Origin of the sequence: Prevotella multiformis DSM 16608 (assembly GCF_000191065.1) — a bacterium.
Lineage (GTDB): Bacteria > Bacteroidota > Bacteroidia > Bacteroidales > Bacteroidaceae > Prevotella > Prevotella multiformis.
The window spans coordinates 774,072-790,712 of record NZ_GL872283.1 but is presented as its reverse complement, the minus strand read 5'-3'; the positions used below and the strand labels follow the sequence as shown (position 1 = coordinate 790,712).

Sequence of the window (16,641 nt, the reverse complement as noted above, 5' to 3'; positions counted from 1 at the left end):
CACGGACGGGAAGACAGAACGTTCTGAACCTGTATACAGATAAATAGGCTGTCCTGTTCGTTGTACCAATTTTAGCTTACTTTCCTAAGCGTTTTGGTTCGTTCTGTAACCCAGTTTTTGGACAGGTGCTCGGTTGACCAAGTACAGATGTCCTTCAGTTTAACATTTACAATGCGCTCTTTGAAATTAATTGTTTTTGTAACGGATTCGTTCGCGACTTTTGAATACAACGGTATCGTCAGAACAAAAGACGTTACGCCGTACAGTTTGTTCGGTGACTTCTTGCTCTTGTAGATGCCAAAAGTAGATTCGATGATGTCGGATGATAAGTTGATGCTCATGTTACCAGTGAGAAGTGCTTCTTCTCTGTTGAAGTATTCAAGCATCTTGATACCAGCACGTGCCTGTCGGGAATGCGCATTTCCTAAGACGTAAGTAATGATGTAGGACTTGCACTTCCTACTTGTCATGACAGAGAAGCCTTCGTTCTTGCAGGTGGCCTCGACGTGTCTTACAGCACAAATGACCGTCTGTAGTTCCCTTAACAGGGACTCATAATCCTTTATGAAGGCATACGCTTCCTGCATTTTCTCCGGCAGCGTGTCATGACGGTCAAGCATTTCATTACCCCAGGACACCCATGAAGACATGTTCATGAACCGTGATATGGCTCTCATGTTGGGTGGCAGCAAGTATGCCTTGCCGGTCAGATGATACTGCAGTCGTTTCTTGCCAAGGAGTGCTGTAAACTCCACAAAATCAGACTGCTTCTCATATACATTCCTGAGAATCACGCCCATGGAATGACTGATGTCTGCATGATGTGTATGTCCGGAGCCGGTGATGCCCTTGACCAGATTGTACCCATTGTCACTTATGATGTAATCGGGAGTGTTTCCTGCGGATTTCTCTGCCGCCTCTATTCTGCCTTGAACATCATCGCCGTTGAAGCCCTTGCTGACCGACATGTCAAGAATCGTGACATCCTCGTGTCTTACAGGGCGGTTCTGATGCTCGGAAGGAACTGCAAGAGTCAAGAGAAGCTTCTGTCCATTTATGGCAATGCTCTCGTCTATGACCATTGCAAATTTCTTATCCTTGCATGGCCGATCATCCTGATAGGCAGAGAGCTCAAGCTTCTTCACCCGGTTCTCTACGGTGTTGTAGCACGGAACCTTTCCGAATGTATCACCCAGCAGCTCGGCGAAGGTCTCCAGGATAGTCACGACTGTCCGCAGCCCACATGGTGTACGCATGTAGATCAGAACGCAGAGTTGAATGACTATAAGAGGGAATCTGTGTCCGGAAACAGGCTCGAGAGTAATCGACTTTGTTCGCCGGTCAACGTTATCTTCCGAGCGTCTTTTTTTTAAGCTCCTTCTTGGTCTTGTCATACTTAGCCTTGATCTTGTCTTTTTGAGATGCAAGTTTCTTGTTCTCTTTACGAAGACGTTTTACCTCCTTCTGGAGCGACTCCTTATCTTGGTTAAAATCTAACTTTTTCATTGATTTACGTATCTTAAAATTACATACAAAGTTACTAAAAATCAATGAGTTGTACAAATTTTAAGGAACTATTTCGTTGCTTAAAACGTTAAATGTCAGAGCATTGTATCAACAGCTTAATGGGTGATTTCAGCATCTGTTTTTCGGAACATCAAACTGGACACCCTATCTACTTTATAACGTGTGGGCTTGAGATGGATTACCCACACGATCCGTTATAGAGCCATATTGTTTTATGACTATTATAGATATTGTGAGTGCTCTGAAATGATTTGCTTGGCAGGGATTCTGACAATTTCACCTGTTTCGTCACAGTTAACGACCTCCTCATTCCTTGCAGCTTTTTCTTGCAGCATTTTCTTCTCGGCTTCGGCTAAGCCTTGGTTCAATGCGTCAAGATAGTTCTTTATTTCTTTATCCAACATATTGCATTAATTTTGAAAACCTATTTTTATTTAATACCATGGTTCCGATATTCTTGCCACCTGTGGCCAAGTATATTCTTGGTTGCCGACTATTGTCATAGACAGACCAGACATCTACCTTGCCCATGAATAGTTTGAAGAGATTGTTAATGCCAGCCTTGTATCGTCGCTCTATAACTTCTATGGGAATGTTGTGTCCGCCTTTGCTCACCCTTTCCGCAACGCGGTTGACGGCCAGCTCCGGGGTTTCCAACCAGAAGAAAATGAGGTGAACCATATACCCTAAGCCTTGGGCACGCTCCACGAGTCTGATGTACGATTTTGTTGCCAGTGTTGTCTCAATGGAGAAGGATTCCCCTTGTTCTAACAGATAGTCAATTCGTTCCAGCATGAGTCTGCCTGCTTCTAAGGCAACCCCCTCCGGATTGAAAGGCGACAGACCTTTCGCAATCTCATCGGCATTGACAAACTCTTTCACCAAAAGGCTCTTTGGCAAAATCGTCATGGATGCCGTGGTCTTACCCGATCCATTACACCCCGCAATGATATAGAGATGTCTCACCATATTGCAAAGATAAACAAAAGCGACAAATAATGGATAGAAAATCTATAAAAAAAGAAATTAATTCATTGGCCTGATGGTCTGTTCTATAAATATAATCTCATCTGACGTAAGACCATATTGATTATAGAGTTTCGTATCATCCAGGTTACAACTAAAATCCTGCATGGAAATAAGATTAAAACCGGTACATGAGCTGGAAGTGGGAATACCGCCTCCTTCCTGCCCAACAGGACATACGCAAGCGGTGTATAACCGGCCTGTACGGAAACAAGCTCTGTAGAGAAAGCACATCCCACATCCATGCCGACAGCAAAAGAAAAGACCAGTTCAGTACTCGCCATCGAGTAAAGAAATGGTCTTTTCCTTAGCTTCCATGGAAGCATCGCTTACAGCTCAGGACATCAGCCTGCGCGTCTGTCTCCTGATGCACCCTCCCCAAGGCGGAGAGGTTTACAGATGCAGGTCGTGTCCCATACGGTCGCGCTTTGTTCTCAGATAACGGTAATCGAACTTATTGGGGGCAATCTCAATGGGCACATTCTCCGTGATTTCCAGACCGTAGGCTTCCAGACCGACCCGCTTGGTAGGGTTGTTGGTCATCAGCCGCATCTTGTGTACACCGAGGTGGCGCAGCATCTGCGCTCCGCAGCCGTAGTCGCGCTCGTCAGGACGGAAGCCGAGATGGATGTTTGCCTCGACGGTGTCGAGCCCCTCGTCCTGCAGTTTGTAGGCGGCAATCTTGTTCATCAGCCCGATGCCGCGTCCTTCCTGCTGCATATAGATAAGAATGCCCTTTCCTTCCTTCTCGATCATCTGCATGGCCTTGTGGAGCTGCTCGCCGCAGTCGCAACGCCGGCTGCCGAGAATGTCGCCTGTCGCACAGGAAGAGTGTACACGCACGAGCACCGGCTCGTCTTCCTTCCACGTACCCTTGATGAGTGCCATGTTTTCCAGTCCGTTCGCCTGGCGGAACGGAATCAGATGGAAAGTGCCGTACTGCGTGGGCAGCTCCACCTCGTCGCCCACCTCGATGCTCGACTCCTTCTTCAGACGGTAGGCAATGATGTCCTTGATGCTGATGATCTTCATGCCCCACTCCTTCGCACGCTTCTGCAGGTCCGGCATACGTGCCATGGTGCCGTCCTCGTTCATGATCTCCATGAGCACGCCGGCCGGGAAGCAGCCGGACAGCTTGCAGAGGTCGACGGCCGCCTCGGTATGCCCCGAGCGGCGCAGCACGCCGTTGTCCTGCGCATAGAGCGGATTGATGTGTCCCGGCCGGCCGAAGGTCTGGGGAGTAGAGTCCGGATCGGCCAGTGCCCTGATGGTCTCGGCACGGTCGTGGGCGGAGACGCCTGTCGTGCAGCCTTCCAGCTTGTCTACCGTAACCGTGAACGGCGTACCGAGCATGGACGTATTGTCCGATACCTGATGGGGCAGATCCAGCTCGTCGGCGCGAGAGAGCGTAATCGGCACGCAAAGCACGCCGCGGGCGTTCTTCAGCATGAAGTTCACCTTCTCCGGCGTGATCTTCTCCGCCGCCATGATGAGGTCGCCCTCGTTCTCGCGGTCCTCGTCGTCTACCACAATGACGAACTTCCCCTCCCGGAAATCGTTCAAAGCATCTTCGATGCTGTCGAGTTTAAAGTCTTCCATATATTGTTACTGATTATGAGTGTTTCAGGTTCTTCCGCCGGAAGCCCTCTTCTCCATCCACTCTATCTCCGCAATCACCACGTCATTGCAGCTGACGATGGTACGGAGGTCACGGTAGAGCCGCAGGCGGAAGCGCCACATACGGAAGTAGAAGAAGATGCCTGCCGGCAGGATCAGGGCTGCAAGGATGTTCAGCCACCGGCGGTCGAAAGGCCTCGTATGCGCCTTCACGGCCAGTACCGGGTAACGGTTCAGCTCGGTCATGATGACCTTGTCGCGCGTGTTGCCCAGATCTTCGATGACGGTCTCAAGCTCGTCGTTGATGCCCTCGATGACATGGTCGGCATGATAACGGAAAAACACCTTTATCACATTCGGCGGCGATGTCAGGTTGCGCGACTTCGCATATTCGGCGATCTGCACATTCAGATGCCGAAGCCGTTCCGCATCCCTGCCGTACTCCGGATCGTTCAGTATCACTTCTTTGCTGGCTATGCTCCGTTTGATGCGCAGGCCGAACATCCTCCGCAGCAGGTTCAGGTACAGATCGGCATTGAACACCGCCGAGTCGTTGTTTGCCTTGTAGGTGAAGAACACCGCCATCGGGATGAGCACCGCCATCGACAGTCCTTTGCCGAACCAGATCGCCCAGTCGCCCTGCCGGGACATACGGTAGCCGGTATTGTCGAGGATGTAGAAGATGATGAACACGATGACGCTGACGATGATCGGGATGCCCAGTCCGCCCTTGCGGATAATGGCACCGAGCGGTGCGCCGATGAAGAAGAAGATGATGCAGATCAGCGACAGCGTGAACTTGTTGATGGTCTCGATGTCGTGCAGACGGATCAGTTTGTCGCCGTCGCCGGTCACCAGACTCTTGAATTCCAGATCGCCTACCTCCTGCTGGACGGTAGACAAGGCCTGGTCGACGACCTGCCGGCGCTGGTCGGCAGGCAGTCTGCTGAACATCGAATCGACCTCAAAACCCTTTCCGGCGGCCATCCGGACCGCCTTCCGCTCATCAGAAGGAGTGAGCTTCGGCGACGGATAGTAAATCGCCTGCGCATCCTTATAATACGCCTTCCCTACACTGTCATAGACATGAATCAGGGAATCCTTGTCGTGTTGTATACGGGTAATGCTCTTCGTGCGGGCATCATTCGAGATCCCCGCCATGTCAGTGAGATTGAAGTCGCCGTCAAAGTCGAGCACGATGTGCTTATGGGCGAATGTCTCCCGGCGGTAAGGGACGCTGGCACTGTTGCCCATCTCCTGCGAGCGCATGTTCTCGAACCACTCTCCGCTCCACAGGTTCAGCACGAGGTGCTTCTTCTCCGCCGTCGACTGAAGCATACCCGAATCGGCCAGGATGATGGCCTGGTCCTCATAGCTGTCGGTCATCCGATACACCATTATATTATAAAGGTGTCCCGTCTTCAGGTCTTTCTTCTCCACATAGAGGTTGGTATTGGGGATGCCGTCATAGAAGATCCCTTCGGGTATCTCCAGCTCCGGACTTTTCTGCTTCATGGAGATGAGCAGCTGGGCGATGTGCTTCTGCGCGCTCGGCCCGACGTTGTTCTGGAAATAGAACGAACCGCAGGCGATGAGGACACTGATGACGATCAGGCCGCGGAACGACTGGACCAGCGAGATGCCTGCCGACCTGATGGCCGTCAGCTCGGAACTCTCGCCGAGGTTGCCGTAGGATATAAGGGAAGAAAGGAGTATGGCCAGCGGTAGCGCCTGAGGTACCATCATCAGACTCATGTACCAGAAGAACTGCCCGAGAACATCCACGGACAGTCCCTTGCCGATCAGGTCGTCGACATACCGCCAAAGGAACTGCATCATCAGCACGAACAGACTGATGAAGAAGGTCCCGGCGAAGAGCATGCCAAACTGCCTGGCTATGAATATATCTAATTTTCTGATCCGAAACATGAGACGATGTAGAATTGACTACTCACCTTTTCCTTGCACACAGACAGACTGGCTGCAAACGTGTGCAGCCCCACTTCCTGCAAAGGGAAGGCAAACGTGTGCAGGAGAAAGACAGCTTTCGTTCTGCCGAACGCAGCTTACTTTCTGCAAAAGTACATAAAAATATCAGAGTAATGGTCTTTTTTCGTTTTTTTATTCTCCGCCTGCCACCCTGCAACCTGTCCGGCAATGTTCCGGAAGGGGCTGATGAGACCGGACTGCAACCCTCAAGGCCGTGAAAAGAAAGGCAGAGCGTTCCGGCCTTTAAACAGAAAAAGCAGACCTGCAGAAACCTCAAATCTCAAACCTCAAATCTCAAACCTCAAACCTCAAACCTCAAACTCCCGTAATCCGGTGCAGCCGGTCTATGTTCTGATTCCATATCCGGACAAGATCTTCCGCCTCTCCGTCCTCGGCGAAATCGGTGATACCGAGATGATAGTTGCCGGCGATCTCACTGTGGAACATCCTTATTTCCCAATAGGAATCGTCGTCCGAATCATCCCAATACAGTCGTATATGACTGTTCTTCACCATCTCCATCACAATTGCCGTATGTGTTTCATGTTCGCGGAGCGGGTCTCCCCACACGAACGTGGCTACATTCTCCTCGAAGAAGACATCGTCGGCCAGCCATTTCTTCAACCCGACCGGCGTACTGATCAATGTCCACACGGCACTGCCCGAACGGGTCTTCAGCTCATATTCCAGCTCTATTTTCCTGCTCATTATTCAAATGTTCTGCATTTTCTTTCATTATTTTTATAACTCTTCTCCCCCGGCCGTCCGCTCCGGCCTGCCGGCATCCCGCTACCTGTCCCGGCCTTGCAGGACAGCCACCGCCCCTCCTGCCGGCGCAACGGTACATTCCCTGTACATCCCGTCATGCAGCCGCTCATCCGGCTCTACGGAAAGACAGAAACCAGCCCCGCAGACAGCAGCCGCCTGCAAATATAAAACTTTTTCCTGTATATCCGCTAAAAAAATGATTCAAAATTTGCAGACTTAACTTTTTTTCCATACCTTTGCACCCGCTTTCGAGAACGAAAGCACCATGGATGGCGGGATAGCTCAGCTGGTTAGAGCGTCGGATTCATAATCCGGAGGTCGTGGGTTCGGGTCCCACCCCCGCTACGAAAAAGGAGTTACGGATTGTCCGCAACTCCTTTTTGTTTTTACAGATATGCTTTTGGCCATTCATCAATCGGACAGCCTCTCCGAAACTATTCAGGCTCAGTAGAGTCACTATTCCCTACCCTAATGCCATGATACGCTCCAAGTCGGATTGTTCCCCCACAACCCACAGCACATCCCCGGCCTGCAGACAGCGGGAAGGTGTGACGAGGGTAAGGTTCTTCTGCCCTTCGTCCACCCCCACTACCATACAGTTATACTGATCACGGATACCGCTGTCTTTGAGCGTCTTACCGATAAAAGGGCTTTCTCGGGAAAGAGTGAAGCTCCGTAGTTTCATCTCCCGCTTCTCTATCTCTGTGTCTTCCGGCTGCAATTCCTCCTTCATGGCATGGGAAAGCATCGTCAGCTGTTCATCATCACCGATCGTCTGCAACTTGTCACCGGGAAAAAGGATGGTATTGCCATTCGGGATGTTGATACGGTGTGCTCCCCGGAGAATGCTGCTGACGTGTACACCGAAACGGTTGCGGAGCTTCAGGCTGCTGAGCGGTTTCCCTGCCCAGAGAGAGTCCTCCGGCAGTTCAAGATTGGCGATATGAATGTCCCGATCTATCAGATGATCCGCAAAAAGCGGTTTTCTTTTTCCCTGGACCTGTGCCCTGATGTCGCGGCTCCGGAGATTTTCGATGAACAACCGTTCCAGTGTGATGCTACGTTTTTTGAGCCGGCGGGAGAGAAGCATCAGTACCAGTATGCCTACGGCCATGGCTATCATCAGTGCATTCTGGAACCGTGTAAGATAATTGCAGATGTAGAAGATGAAACCGACGGCAATAACAATGCGGGCAAGAATCGTAGCTGTCAGCGGCAGCCGGTTGATGCGCCGGCTCGTCCATAAAGTCTTGAAAGCCTCTGAATGATTCTGCTTCATGACGATGGAACGCAAGAACGGCGAGATGAGAGCCACCGTGAAGAGACCACACACGGCATTGCCCGGCCAGTGGCTGCCTGTCCATTCTAAAGAGAAATGTCTGCATACAGGGAGCACCGTTGAGAACATGACGGCGATGACAGCCGAGGAGAGGATACCGTAGATGATCGTATTGAGCAGCATCTTCCTGCCCAGCTCCTTCCAATGACTGTCGGCGGAGGCGTTTTCACCGGAAGGTTCATTCTGAATATGCGTGAGACGGCGCACCCATTGCCTGGGGAGGTGCTTGATGAGGAGGTCATAACAAGGCTCCGCCGCACGGATCATATACGGCGTGAGGAAAGTGGTAAGAACCGACACGGCTACGACGACCGGATAGAGGAAATCGCTGATGACGTGCAGGGACAGGCCCAATGAAGCGATGATAAAGGCAAACTCGCCCACCTGTGCCATCGAGAATCCGCAGCGCATGGCGTTCTTGAGTGTCTGTCCGCCAAGCAGATAGCCCAAAGTCCCGAATACCGCCTGTCCAGCAAGGATGGTCAGGACGAGCAGAAAGATGGGGACAGCATAGTCTACAAGTACCTTCGGATTGACCAGCATTCCCACAGAGACGAAGAAGATGGCGCCGAAGAGGTTTTTCACGGGATCTACAAGCCGGATAATCTTGTCTGCTTCAACGGTCTCCGCCAGAATGCTTCCCATGACAAAGGCGCCGAAGGCGGCACTGAATCCTACCTGTGTGGAAATGACGGCCATCAGGCAGCAGAACCCCAACGCCACAATCAGCAATGTCTCGCTATTGAGTATCTTGCGGACGGAACGAAGAAAGAGCGGAATGACAAAGAGCCCAACGACAAACCACAGCACAAGGAAGAAGGCGATTTTAAAGATGCTGCCGACCACCTGTGCGCCGTCAGGGCTGGCACCGCTGGCTACCGTACTGAGCATTACCATCATGACGATGGCGAGGATATCCTCCAGGATCAGTACGCTCATGACCGTATTGGCAAAGCCCTTCTGTGTGAGCCCCATATCAGAAAAAGCCTTATAGATAATGGTGGTGGAACTCATGGCGAGCATGCCGCCCAGAAAGATACAGTCCATCTCTTTCCACCCGAAGCTGTAACCGACGACAACACCCAGCGTCATCATACAGAAGAGAATGGTACAGGCCGCAATGACAGGGGCTACTCCCGTCTTGAGAATCTTTTTCACGGAGAAGTCAAGCCCCAATGAGAACAGCAGGAAGATGACCCCGATGTCAGCCCATGTCTGTATATCGGCTTTGTCCACGACACTCATCAGATAGGGCATGTGAGGCGACACGAGAAATCCTGCCACGATATACCCCAGCACCAATGGCTGCCTGAGTTTCTTGAAAACAAGTGTTACGAATCCTGCTACAACGAGTATGAGGGCGAGGTCTTTGACCAGTGAAGGAAGTTCGGACATGAATCGGGGAATTGGGGGAGAGTTAGGGCAGAGTCAGAGGGTACAGGAGGAGTCAAGGAAGACAAAAGAGTTGAGCCAACACCGTGTCCGATGTACTGGCGGGACAAAACTCCTTTAACCTCCTTAACTCCTCTATATCCTCAACTCAATCATTAAACTCGGCTGTCAGCCGGCAGATGTTGACGATGACTTGCATGGCTTTCTCCATGACCTGTACCGAGACAAACTCGTAAGGGCCATGGAAGTTGACTCCGCCGGCGAAGATGTTCGGACAGGGAAGTCCCTTGAACGACAGCTGCGCACCGTCCGTACCGCCGCGGATCGGCTGCACCTTCGGAGCGACATTGGCCTGCTGCATGGCACGGAGCACCAGTTCGACGACGTGCATGTTGGGGTCGATCTTCTCCTTCATGTTGTAGTACTGGTCGTTCAGCTTCAGTTCAACCGTCCCTTTTCCATACTTCTCGTTCATCTTCTTCACGCAGTTCTCCATAAAACGCTTCCGCTCTTCGAAATGGCTGCGGTCATGGTCACGGATGATATAACTGAGCTTTGCCTCTTCACAGCGGCTGTCAATGCCGAGAAGATGGTAGAATCCCTGGTAACCTTCCGTCTGTTCAGGGATTTCCGTCTCCGGAATCATGTCATTGAACTCACAAGCCAGACGGCTGGCATTCACCATCTTTCCCTTGGCATAGCCCGTATGGACACTTACGCCATGAATCAGCACCTTGGCACCTGCCGCATTGAAATTCTCGTATTCAAGTTCTCCCAGGTCACCGCCGTCAATCGTATATCCCCACTCACAGCCGAACTTCTCCACATCGAAGTGATGCGCACCCTTGCCGATTTCTTCATCCGGATTGAAGCCGACCCGGATGTCTCCATGCTTGATTTCATCATGGTCACGGAGGAAGCACATCGCCTGTACAATCTCGGCGATACCTGCCTTGTCGTCAGCCCCCAGCAGTGTCGTCCCGTCAGTGACGATAAGGTCTTCTCCCTTATGGTCCAGCAGTTCCGGGAACATCCGCGGGGAACTGACCATATCAGGATTCAACTGTATTTCGCCTCCATCATAGTGCTCGATGATCCGTGCTTTGATATTGGCACCGCTGGCATCAAGCGCAGTGTCATAGTGAGAGATGAACCCGATTGTCGGTACCTTCTTCTTCGTATTGGCGGGGAGCGTAGCATAAATGTAGCCCATCTCGTCCATCTCGACGTCTTTCAGTCCTTCCCGTTCAAGTTCCTCCTTGAGATATTTCGCAAAGACAAGCTGCTTCGGCGTACTGGGAACAGTCTCTGAGTCTTCAGCCGACTGTGTGTCAAACTTGGTGTAGTTGATAAATCTTTCTACTATTTCCATGATGTTACGGATATTTAGTTGTATGCTTGCAAAGATACGATTTAATTCCGAAAAAGCCTAATGATACTACTTTCACAGTCTGTTTTTATGATTTCTTATTAGCAGGAGGGCCGGCACGGTCTGTCCACCGGAGCGTCTTTCCACCGTCATCCCCCCATCCGTTTCCTGCCGAAGAACTTGTCCACGGCGACAGCAATGGCTCCGTCGCCTGTCACGTTGCAGGCCGTACCGAAGCTGTCCATGGCGATGTACAGGGCGATCATCAAGGCCTGTGCCTCATCGTTAAAGCCCAGGATGCTCGCCAAAGGAGCCAGGGCAGCCATGATGGCACCTCCGGGCACACCCGGGGCGGCCACCATGATAATGGCGAGCATGAGGATAAAATAGGTAAAAAGTCCCAGTCCATGCGGCAGTCCTGTCAGCAGACAGATTGTCAGGGCACACGCCGTAATCTTCATGGCACTGCCGCTGAGGTGGATCGTGGCACAGAGTGGAACGACAAATCCGGCGACTTCCTTGCTTACGCCGTTCTCCTCTGTCTGCTTCAGGGTCACAGGGATGGTCGCCGCCGACGAGCTGGTCCCCAGGGCTGTCAGGTAGGCAGGCAGCATCGTCCACAACATCCGGAAAGGATTTCGCCTTGCGACAGCACCGGCAAGACAGAACTCATAGACGAGGATGAGGACATGCAGCACAAGGATCACGATGATGATCTGCGAGAATACCAGCAGCACCTGCCGTGCCTGTCCGTTGTGCGTCATGTTGAGAAACACGCCGAAGATATAAAGCGGCAGGAGCGGGATGATGGCTCTCTCGATCACTTTCTCTATAACGGTCTTGAACTCATTGAAAAGGCTCTCCATCGTACGCAGACCTCCGTATGCAATGCTCAGACCGACGATGAACGAGAAAACCAGACTGCTCATCACGTCGACCATGGCAGGAATGGTAATGGAGAAATAAGGTGCCAGTTCGGTCGCTTTGTCAATATGCGGTATGCTGCCTCCCGTCGAAGCGATCATAGACGGGAACAGCCATGTACCTGTCCCGTAGGACAGACCGGCAGCCACGATCGTATCGACATAGGCGATGACAACCGTCACAAGCAGCAGTTTCCCGGCCCCCTTTCCGATGCCTGCAATGGCCGGAGTAACCAGCCCGATGATGATCAGCGGAATCATAAAGCCAAGGAACTGGCTGAAGATACTGTTGAAAGTCAGAAACAGCCTTACGGCAAGTGCCGGAAGGTAATAGCCAAGAAACAGTCCGAGAAGTATGGCTATGATGACGCGTGGAAGCAGTCCGATCTTGAATTTCTTTTCCATGCTCTGTCTTTTAAAAATGAATTAGTCGTCTTCGATGCTAATTCGGTAAAACAAAAAAGGATGGACAGTAAAACCATACATCCTTTGTTAACAATCTGTGAATCTGTGCGGGAGGAGAACCCGTCCCTATCCTTTCGTATTAGAGATCCCTTCTAAAAAGAAGTCCCGCCCTTATAGTGACTCCGCAGGGATTCAAACCCTGGACCTTCAGAACCGGAATCTGACACTCTATTCAGCTGAGCTACGGAGCCTGCCTGATAACGGTTGCAAAGGTACGGTAAAGTTTGCAGAATACCAAACGAACAGCAAACATTCTTGCTAAAGATTTTGATTCCAACCACAATTTCACCTACAATTTCCCAATAAGCTCCCGCAATCCCTCTGAAAACTCCCACATAATATTTCACCACACAATATACCACCACACACGACATTCCGCTACATAACATACCGCTACACGACATTCTCCACCACATAACATTCTACCACACAACATTCCCACACAAAGTCTTACACACCGATTTCACACCTTCTCCCTCGCAAGGAGCATTGCCGACGAAGATGCCAGAAATGTCAGAAAGACACAAAAAATGACGGTTTCCATACATTCCTGCAACATTCAGCAGGACATTCTTCGCCAATATGACAATTATTCTATAACTTTGCAGACAATTAAAGAAACAAGCAGACAAACAGAAAGGAATGGTCATGAGCCGATTGATAAAGCCAAAAGGCTACAAAGCGGTGCTCGACAAGCACCAGACCGAACAGGGGATAAAACTGATAAAAGATTTCTTCCAGCAGAATTTAGCTACCGAACTGCGGCTGAGCCGCGTCACGGCACCGCTGTTCGTACAGACCGGTCTGGGCATCAATGACGACCTGAACGGCATCGAGCGGCCGGTTTCCTTCCCCATCAAGGATATGGGAGAGGCATGGGCAGAAGTGGTACACTCGCTGGCGAAATGGAAGCGGCTGACACTGGCCGACTACGAGATACAGCCGGGCTATGGCATTTATACCGACATGAATGCCATCCGTGCCGACGAGGAACTGGACAACCTCCATTCGCTGTACGTGGATCAGTGGGACTGGGAAGCGGTCATTACGGAAAACGACAGGACACGCTGCTATCTGGAACGTGTCGTCCGGCGCATCTATGCGGCCATCCTCCGTACGGAGTTTCTTGCCTGTGAAACCTATCCCGAGCTGGAACCGTTCCTTCCGGAAGAGATACACTTCATCCATGCACAGGAACTGCTGGACAAATATCCTACGATGACCGCCAAGGAACGCGAGGATGCCATAAGCAGAGAATACGGTGCTGTATTCATCGAAGGAATCGGATGCAAGCTAAGCAACGGGGAGAAACATGACGGGCGTGCAGCCGATTACGACGACTGGTCCACCATAGCTGAAGACGGAAAGACGGGGCTGAACGGCGACATCCTTGTCTGGTATCCGGTCCTCGGACATAGCATCGAACTGTCGTCTATGGGCATCCGTGTGGACAGGCAGGCACTGCTCCGCCAGCTGGGTCTTGAAGGACAGGAGGAGCGCAAGCACCTTTTCTTCCATCAGCAGCTGCTTGCCGGCAGGCTGCCGCTGAGTATCGGCGGCGGCATCGGACAGAGCCGCCTCTGCATGATCCTGCTGCATAAAGCACATATCGGAGAGATACAGGCCAGCATCTGGCCGGAAGAGATGCGGAAAGAATGTGAGGAGGTGGGGATGGGGTTGATATAAAGCCTCACCCCCAGCCCCTCTCCGAATGGAGAGGGGAGTGAATACCGTGATTCCCCTGAAAAGTAACCATAGCTTCCATGTATCAATTACCACTACCTTCAACAGTACACCGGCAACCGTGTCCTTTCCCTTCCTAAAGGGACAGTACACTGACAACAGCACCCTTCTCATTTCCAAATTAACAGTACGCCAGCAACCATCTCCTCCCCATTCCTAAACTAACAGTATACCGGCAGCAGTACTCTTCTCATTTCTAAATTAACAGTACAGCAGCAACCGTTCTCTTGTCATCGGACTGGCAACTGTTCTTTTGCCATCAGACCGGCGGCAATCGTTGTTATTCCCTGTTTTCCTAATAAAACCTTGAAAACCACAGGTGGTGCATTTCACGGAAAATGTGTAAATACGGTTCACTGCCTGACGATTATACCGCCCTGGGAACCGCCGACCGTACATTTCACCGAAAGTATGTAAATACAATTCAAGACTTGGCGATTATACCGCCTAAAGACAGCAGACAGTGCATTTCACGGAAAATGTGTAAATACAATTCACCGCCTGGCGATTACACCTCCTAAAGACAGCAGACAGTATATTTCATGGAAAGTATGTAAATACGATTCACGGCCTGGCGATTACCCCTCCTAAAGACAGCAGACAGTATATTTCATGGAAAGTATGTAAATACGATTCACGGCCTGGCGATTACCCCTTCTAAAGACAGCAGACAATATATTTCATGGAAAGTATGTAAATACGATTCACGGCCTGGCGATTACCCCTCCTAAAGACAGCAGACAGCGCATTTCACTCCCCTCTCCATTCGGAGAGGGGCCGGGGGTGAGGCTTCAGTCAATAAACCTTTTTATCATCGCCCCATACTCATCGATCCGCCTGTCCCGGAGGAAAGGCCACCAACGGCGCACCTGTTCGCTGTGGTCAAGATCGACAGGAACAACCGTATGCTCCTCGTCTTTGTCACAAGCGCGGAACAGGAGCTCCCCCTGCGGGCCAGCCACAAAGCTGCTGCCCCAGAACCGTATCCCCCCCGTCTGCCCGCTCGGATCCGGCTCATAGCCGACACGGTTGACGGCGACAACCGGTAGTCCGTTTGCGACGGCATGCCCCCGCATGACCGTCGTCCATGCCTCACGCTGGCGTTGTTTCTCCTCGTCCGTATCGCTGCTTTCGTAGCCGATGGCAGTGGGATAAACGAGTATTTCCGCTCCCTGCAAAGCCATCAGCCGGGCTGCTTCAGGATACCACTGGTCCCAGCAGACGAGTACGCCAAGGCGACCCACGCTGGTGTCAACCGGATGAAAGCCGAGGTCACCCGGTGTAAAATAAAACTTCTCATAATAGGCCGGGTCATCGGGAATGTGCATCTTGCGATACCTGCCTGCAATGCTGCCGTCCTTTTCTATCACTACAGCCGTGTTGTGATATAGCCCCGGCGCACGCTTTTCGAAGAGGGAGGCGATGATGACGACCCCCAGTTCACGTGCCAGATTCCCATAGAAATCTGTTGACGGTCCGGGGATGGGTTCGGCAAGGTCGAAATTCTCCACGTTCTCTGTCTGGCAGAAATAAAGCGAATTGTGCAGTTCCTGCAGGACTATGAGTTCTGCACCACGGTGCGCAAGGCCGGCAATGCCTTCTGCCAGCCGTTCCGTATTTGTCTTTGTGTCTGCAACATTGTGTTGTTGCAGGATTCCTATTTTCAGTTCTCTCATACAAAGTCTTTTTTCCTACCCCCAGCGTCTCCTGCCGCCAACCGGCAGGAGATGCTGAAAGACTGTCCCGATTACGGACAGCGGGGCATGTGATTGTCTTTTTCAAAGTCCTACGCCTACGGCTTCCTGCCCTACACCGCCTACGGCAGCCGTGTACCCGGTGCCGGCGGCGGCTATTTCACATAGAAGACACGTCCCGCTTTGCGCGGGGCAGCCTTTCCTTCCTTCGCCGGGAAGCCCAGAATACAGAAACCAATCCCTTCATAGTCGCCTTCTATCCCCCACTCTTCCAGCATCCGCCTGCCGTCTGCACGGTCAAAAGTCTCCCTGGCACGGTTGATCCAACAGCTGCCCAGACCGACGGCACGGGCTGCATTCATCAGGTTACCCATCATCAACGCACCGTCACAGACATGGTTTGGACTGCTTTTATCGGCCAGAACAGCAAGGACAACGGGCGCACCATAGAATGGATCGGCTGTTGTACCCATAATCTCGGCATTGATGACCGAGAGACGTTTGCGTACCTCTTTGTTCGTCACTTCCACGATGATGGCCGTCTGCATATTCTTTCCACTTGCAGCATAAAGACCGGCTTCCATCACCTTGTCAATCAGTTCCTGTGCCGGCATACGGTCTTCATAGGCGCGTATGCTGCGGCGTGTCATCAGAGCTTCTAATGCTTCCATTGTCGTATCTATTTAAATTTGTGAGAATCAGAGAGAGAAGGTGTATGCGTCTGTCCATCGCATTCCCGAATCCGGACAAGAGACCGAAGTCGGCATACAGCCCCCAGAACATTTCAGC

At 51.5% G+C, this 16,641-nt stretch carries 12 protein-coding genes and 2 tRNA genes; 2 read left to right on the top strand and 12 right to left on the bottom strand.

The features are described 5' to 3' along the window. Positions 1-71: 71 nt before the first annotated feature. The 6 genes from HMPREF9141_RS08470 to HMPREF9141_RS08445 form a co-directional block, all read right to left on the bottom strand. A complete protein-coding gene (locus HMPREF9141_RS08470) occupies positions 72-1,394 on the bottom strand; it encodes a hypothetical protein (protein WP_257009591.1) in 1,323 nt (440 codons plus the stop codon). Positions 1,395-1,748: 354 nt separating this feature from the next. Beyond that, positions 1,749-1,931: a DUF8506 family protein gene (locus tag HMPREF9141_RS08465; RefSeq protein ID WP_007368268.1), complete on the bottom strand. Its 183-nt coding sequence runs from the start codon at positions 1,929-1,931 to the stop codon at positions 1,749-1,751. Further along, positions 1,921-2,496, bottom strand: coding sequence for an ATPase (locus tag HMPREF9141_RS08460; RefSeq protein ID WP_007368267.1), 576 nt, complete (start codon positions 2,494-2,496; stop codon positions 1,921-1,923). The genes HMPREF9141_RS08465 and HMPREF9141_RS08460 overlap by 11 nt, the downstream gene beginning before the upstream one ends. 450 nt (positions 2,497-2,946) lie before the next feature. Then, positions 2,947-4,152, bottom strand: coding sequence for a bifunctional 3,4-dihydroxy-2-butanone-4-phosphate synthase/GTP cyclohydrolase II (locus HMPREF9141_RS08455; protein WP_007368266.1), 1,206 nt, complete (start codon positions 4,150-4,152; stop codon positions 2,947-2,949). Positions 4,153-4,176: 24 nt separating this feature from the next. Beyond that, entirely contained in the window at positions 4,177-6,099 is a 1,923-nt protein-coding gene (locus HMPREF9141_RS08450; RefSeq protein WP_007368265.1) for an LptF/LptG family permease, read from the bottom strand. Positions 6,100-6,474: 375 nt separating this feature from the next. Next, on the bottom strand, positions 6,475-6,867 hold the full coding sequence (locus HMPREF9141_RS08445) for an START-like domain-containing protein (RefSeq protein ID WP_007368263.1): 393 nt from the start codon (positions 6,865-6,867) through the stop codon (positions 6,475-6,477). A gap of 331 nt (positions 6,868-7,198) precedes the next feature. On the opposite strand from HMPREF9141_RS08445, the gene HMPREF9141_RS08440 reads away from it, so the two are divergent. Beyond that, positions 7,199-7,272 (top strand) — tRNA-Met (locus tag HMPREF9141_RS08440). A 118-nt stretch (positions 7,273-7,390) separates the two neighbouring features. Here the strand turns inward: HMPREF9141_RS08440 and HMPREF9141_RS08435 are convergent. From HMPREF9141_RS08435 to HMPREF9141_RS08420, 4 genes are all read right to left on the bottom strand, one after another. Beyond that, positions 7,391-9,661 (bottom strand): cation:proton antiporter, encoded by a 2,271-nt coding sequence (locus HMPREF9141_RS08435; RefSeq protein WP_007368260.1) that lies wholly within the window; start codon positions 9,659-9,661, stop codon positions 7,391-7,393. A 145-nt stretch (positions 9,662-9,806) separates the two neighbouring features. Then, positions 9,807-11,030 carry a peptidase T gene (pepT, locus tag HMPREF9141_RS08430; RefSeq protein WP_007368259.1) on the bottom strand — a complete coding sequence of 408 codons (1,224 nt, stop codon included), beginning with the start codon at positions 11,028-11,030 and terminating at the stop codon, positions 9,807-9,809. 146 nt (positions 11,031-11,176) lie between these two features. Beyond that, positions 11,177-12,355 (bottom strand): dicarboxylate/amino acid:cation symporter, encoded by a 1,179-nt coding sequence (locus HMPREF9141_RS08425; protein ID WP_007368258.1) that lies wholly within the window; start codon positions 12,353-12,355, stop codon positions 11,177-11,179. 177 nt (positions 12,356-12,532) lie between these two features. Further along, positions 12,533-12,606 (bottom strand) — tRNA-Arg (locus HMPREF9141_RS08420). Positions 12,607-13,063: 457 nt separating this feature from the next. Between HMPREF9141_RS08420 and asnA the strand changes: the two genes are divergently transcribed. Then, complete coding sequence (gene asnA / locus HMPREF9141_RS08415) at positions 13,064-14,101, top strand: aspartate--ammonia ligase (RefSeq protein ID WP_040555002.1); 1,038 nt, start codon at positions 13,064-13,066, stop codon at positions 14,099-14,101. A gap of 848 nt (positions 14,102-14,949) precedes the next feature. Here asnA and HMPREF9141_RS08410 read toward each other — a convergent pair. Both HMPREF9141_RS08410 and HMPREF9141_RS08405 read right to left on the bottom strand, forming a co-directional pair. Then, positions 14,950-15,834, bottom strand: coding sequence for a carbon-nitrogen hydrolase (locus tag HMPREF9141_RS08410; protein WP_007368255.1), 885 nt, complete (start codon positions 15,832-15,834; stop codon positions 14,950-14,952). Positions 15,835-16,007: 173 nt separating this feature from the next. Beyond that, positions 16,008-16,523, bottom strand: coding sequence for a nitroreductase family protein (locus HMPREF9141_RS08405; protein WP_007368253.1), 516 nt, complete (start codon positions 16,521-16,523; stop codon positions 16,008-16,010). Between the last annotated feature and the right edge of the window lie 118 nt (positions 16,524-16,641).

What these genes read in the sequence shown, in the direction of transcription:
- HMPREF9141_RS08435 (WP_007368260.1), bottom strand. Translation starts at nt 9,661, where the DNA reads ATGTCCGAACTTCCTTCACTGGTCAAAGACCTCGCCCTCATACTCGTT.
- HMPREF9141_RS08455 (WP_007368266.1), bottom strand. Translation starts at nt 4,152, where the DNA reads ATGGAAGACTTTAAACTCGACAGCATCGAAGATGCTTTGAACGATTTC.
- HMPREF9141_RS08445 (WP_007368263.1), bottom strand. Translation starts at nt 6,867, where the DNA reads ATGAGCAGGAAAATAGAGCTGGAATATGAGCTGAAGACCCGTTCGGGC.
- HMPREF9141_RS08465 (WP_007368268.1), bottom strand. Translation starts at nt 1,931, where the DNA reads ATGTTGGATAAAGAAATAAAGAACTATCTTGACGCATTGAACCAAGGC.
- asnA (WP_040555002.1), top strand. Translation starts at nt 13,064, where the DNA reads ATGAGCCGATTGATAAAGCCAAAAGGCTACAAAGCGGTGCTCGACAAG.
- HMPREF9141_RS08470 (WP_257009591.1), bottom strand. Translation starts at nt 1,394, where the DNA reads ATGACAAGACCAAGAAGGAGCTTAAAAAAAAGACGCTCGGAAGATAAC.
- HMPREF9141_RS08405 (WP_007368253.1), bottom strand. Translation starts at nt 16,523, where the DNA reads ATGGAAGCATTAGAAGCTCTGATGACACGCCGCAGCATACGCGCCTAT.
- HMPREF9141_RS08450 (WP_007368265.1), bottom strand. Translation starts at nt 6,099, where the DNA reads ATGTTTCGGATCAGAAAATTAGATATATTCATAGCCAGGCAGTTTGGC.
- HMPREF9141_RS08425 (WP_007368258.1), bottom strand. Translation starts at nt 12,355, where the DNA reads ATGGAAAAGAAATTCAAGATCGGACTGCTTCCACGCGTCATCATAGCC.
- HMPREF9141_RS08410 (WP_007368255.1), bottom strand. Translation starts at nt 15,834, where the DNA reads ATGAGAGAACTGAAAATAGGAATCCTGCAACAACACAATGTTGCAGAC.
- HMPREF9141_RS08460 (WP_007368267.1), bottom strand. Translation starts at nt 2,496, where the DNA reads ATGGTGAGACATCTCTATATCATTGCGGGGTGTAATGGATCGGGTAAG.
- pepT (WP_007368259.1), bottom strand. Translation starts at nt 11,030, where the DNA reads ATGGAAATAGTAGAAAGATTTATCAACTACACCAAGTTTGACACACAG.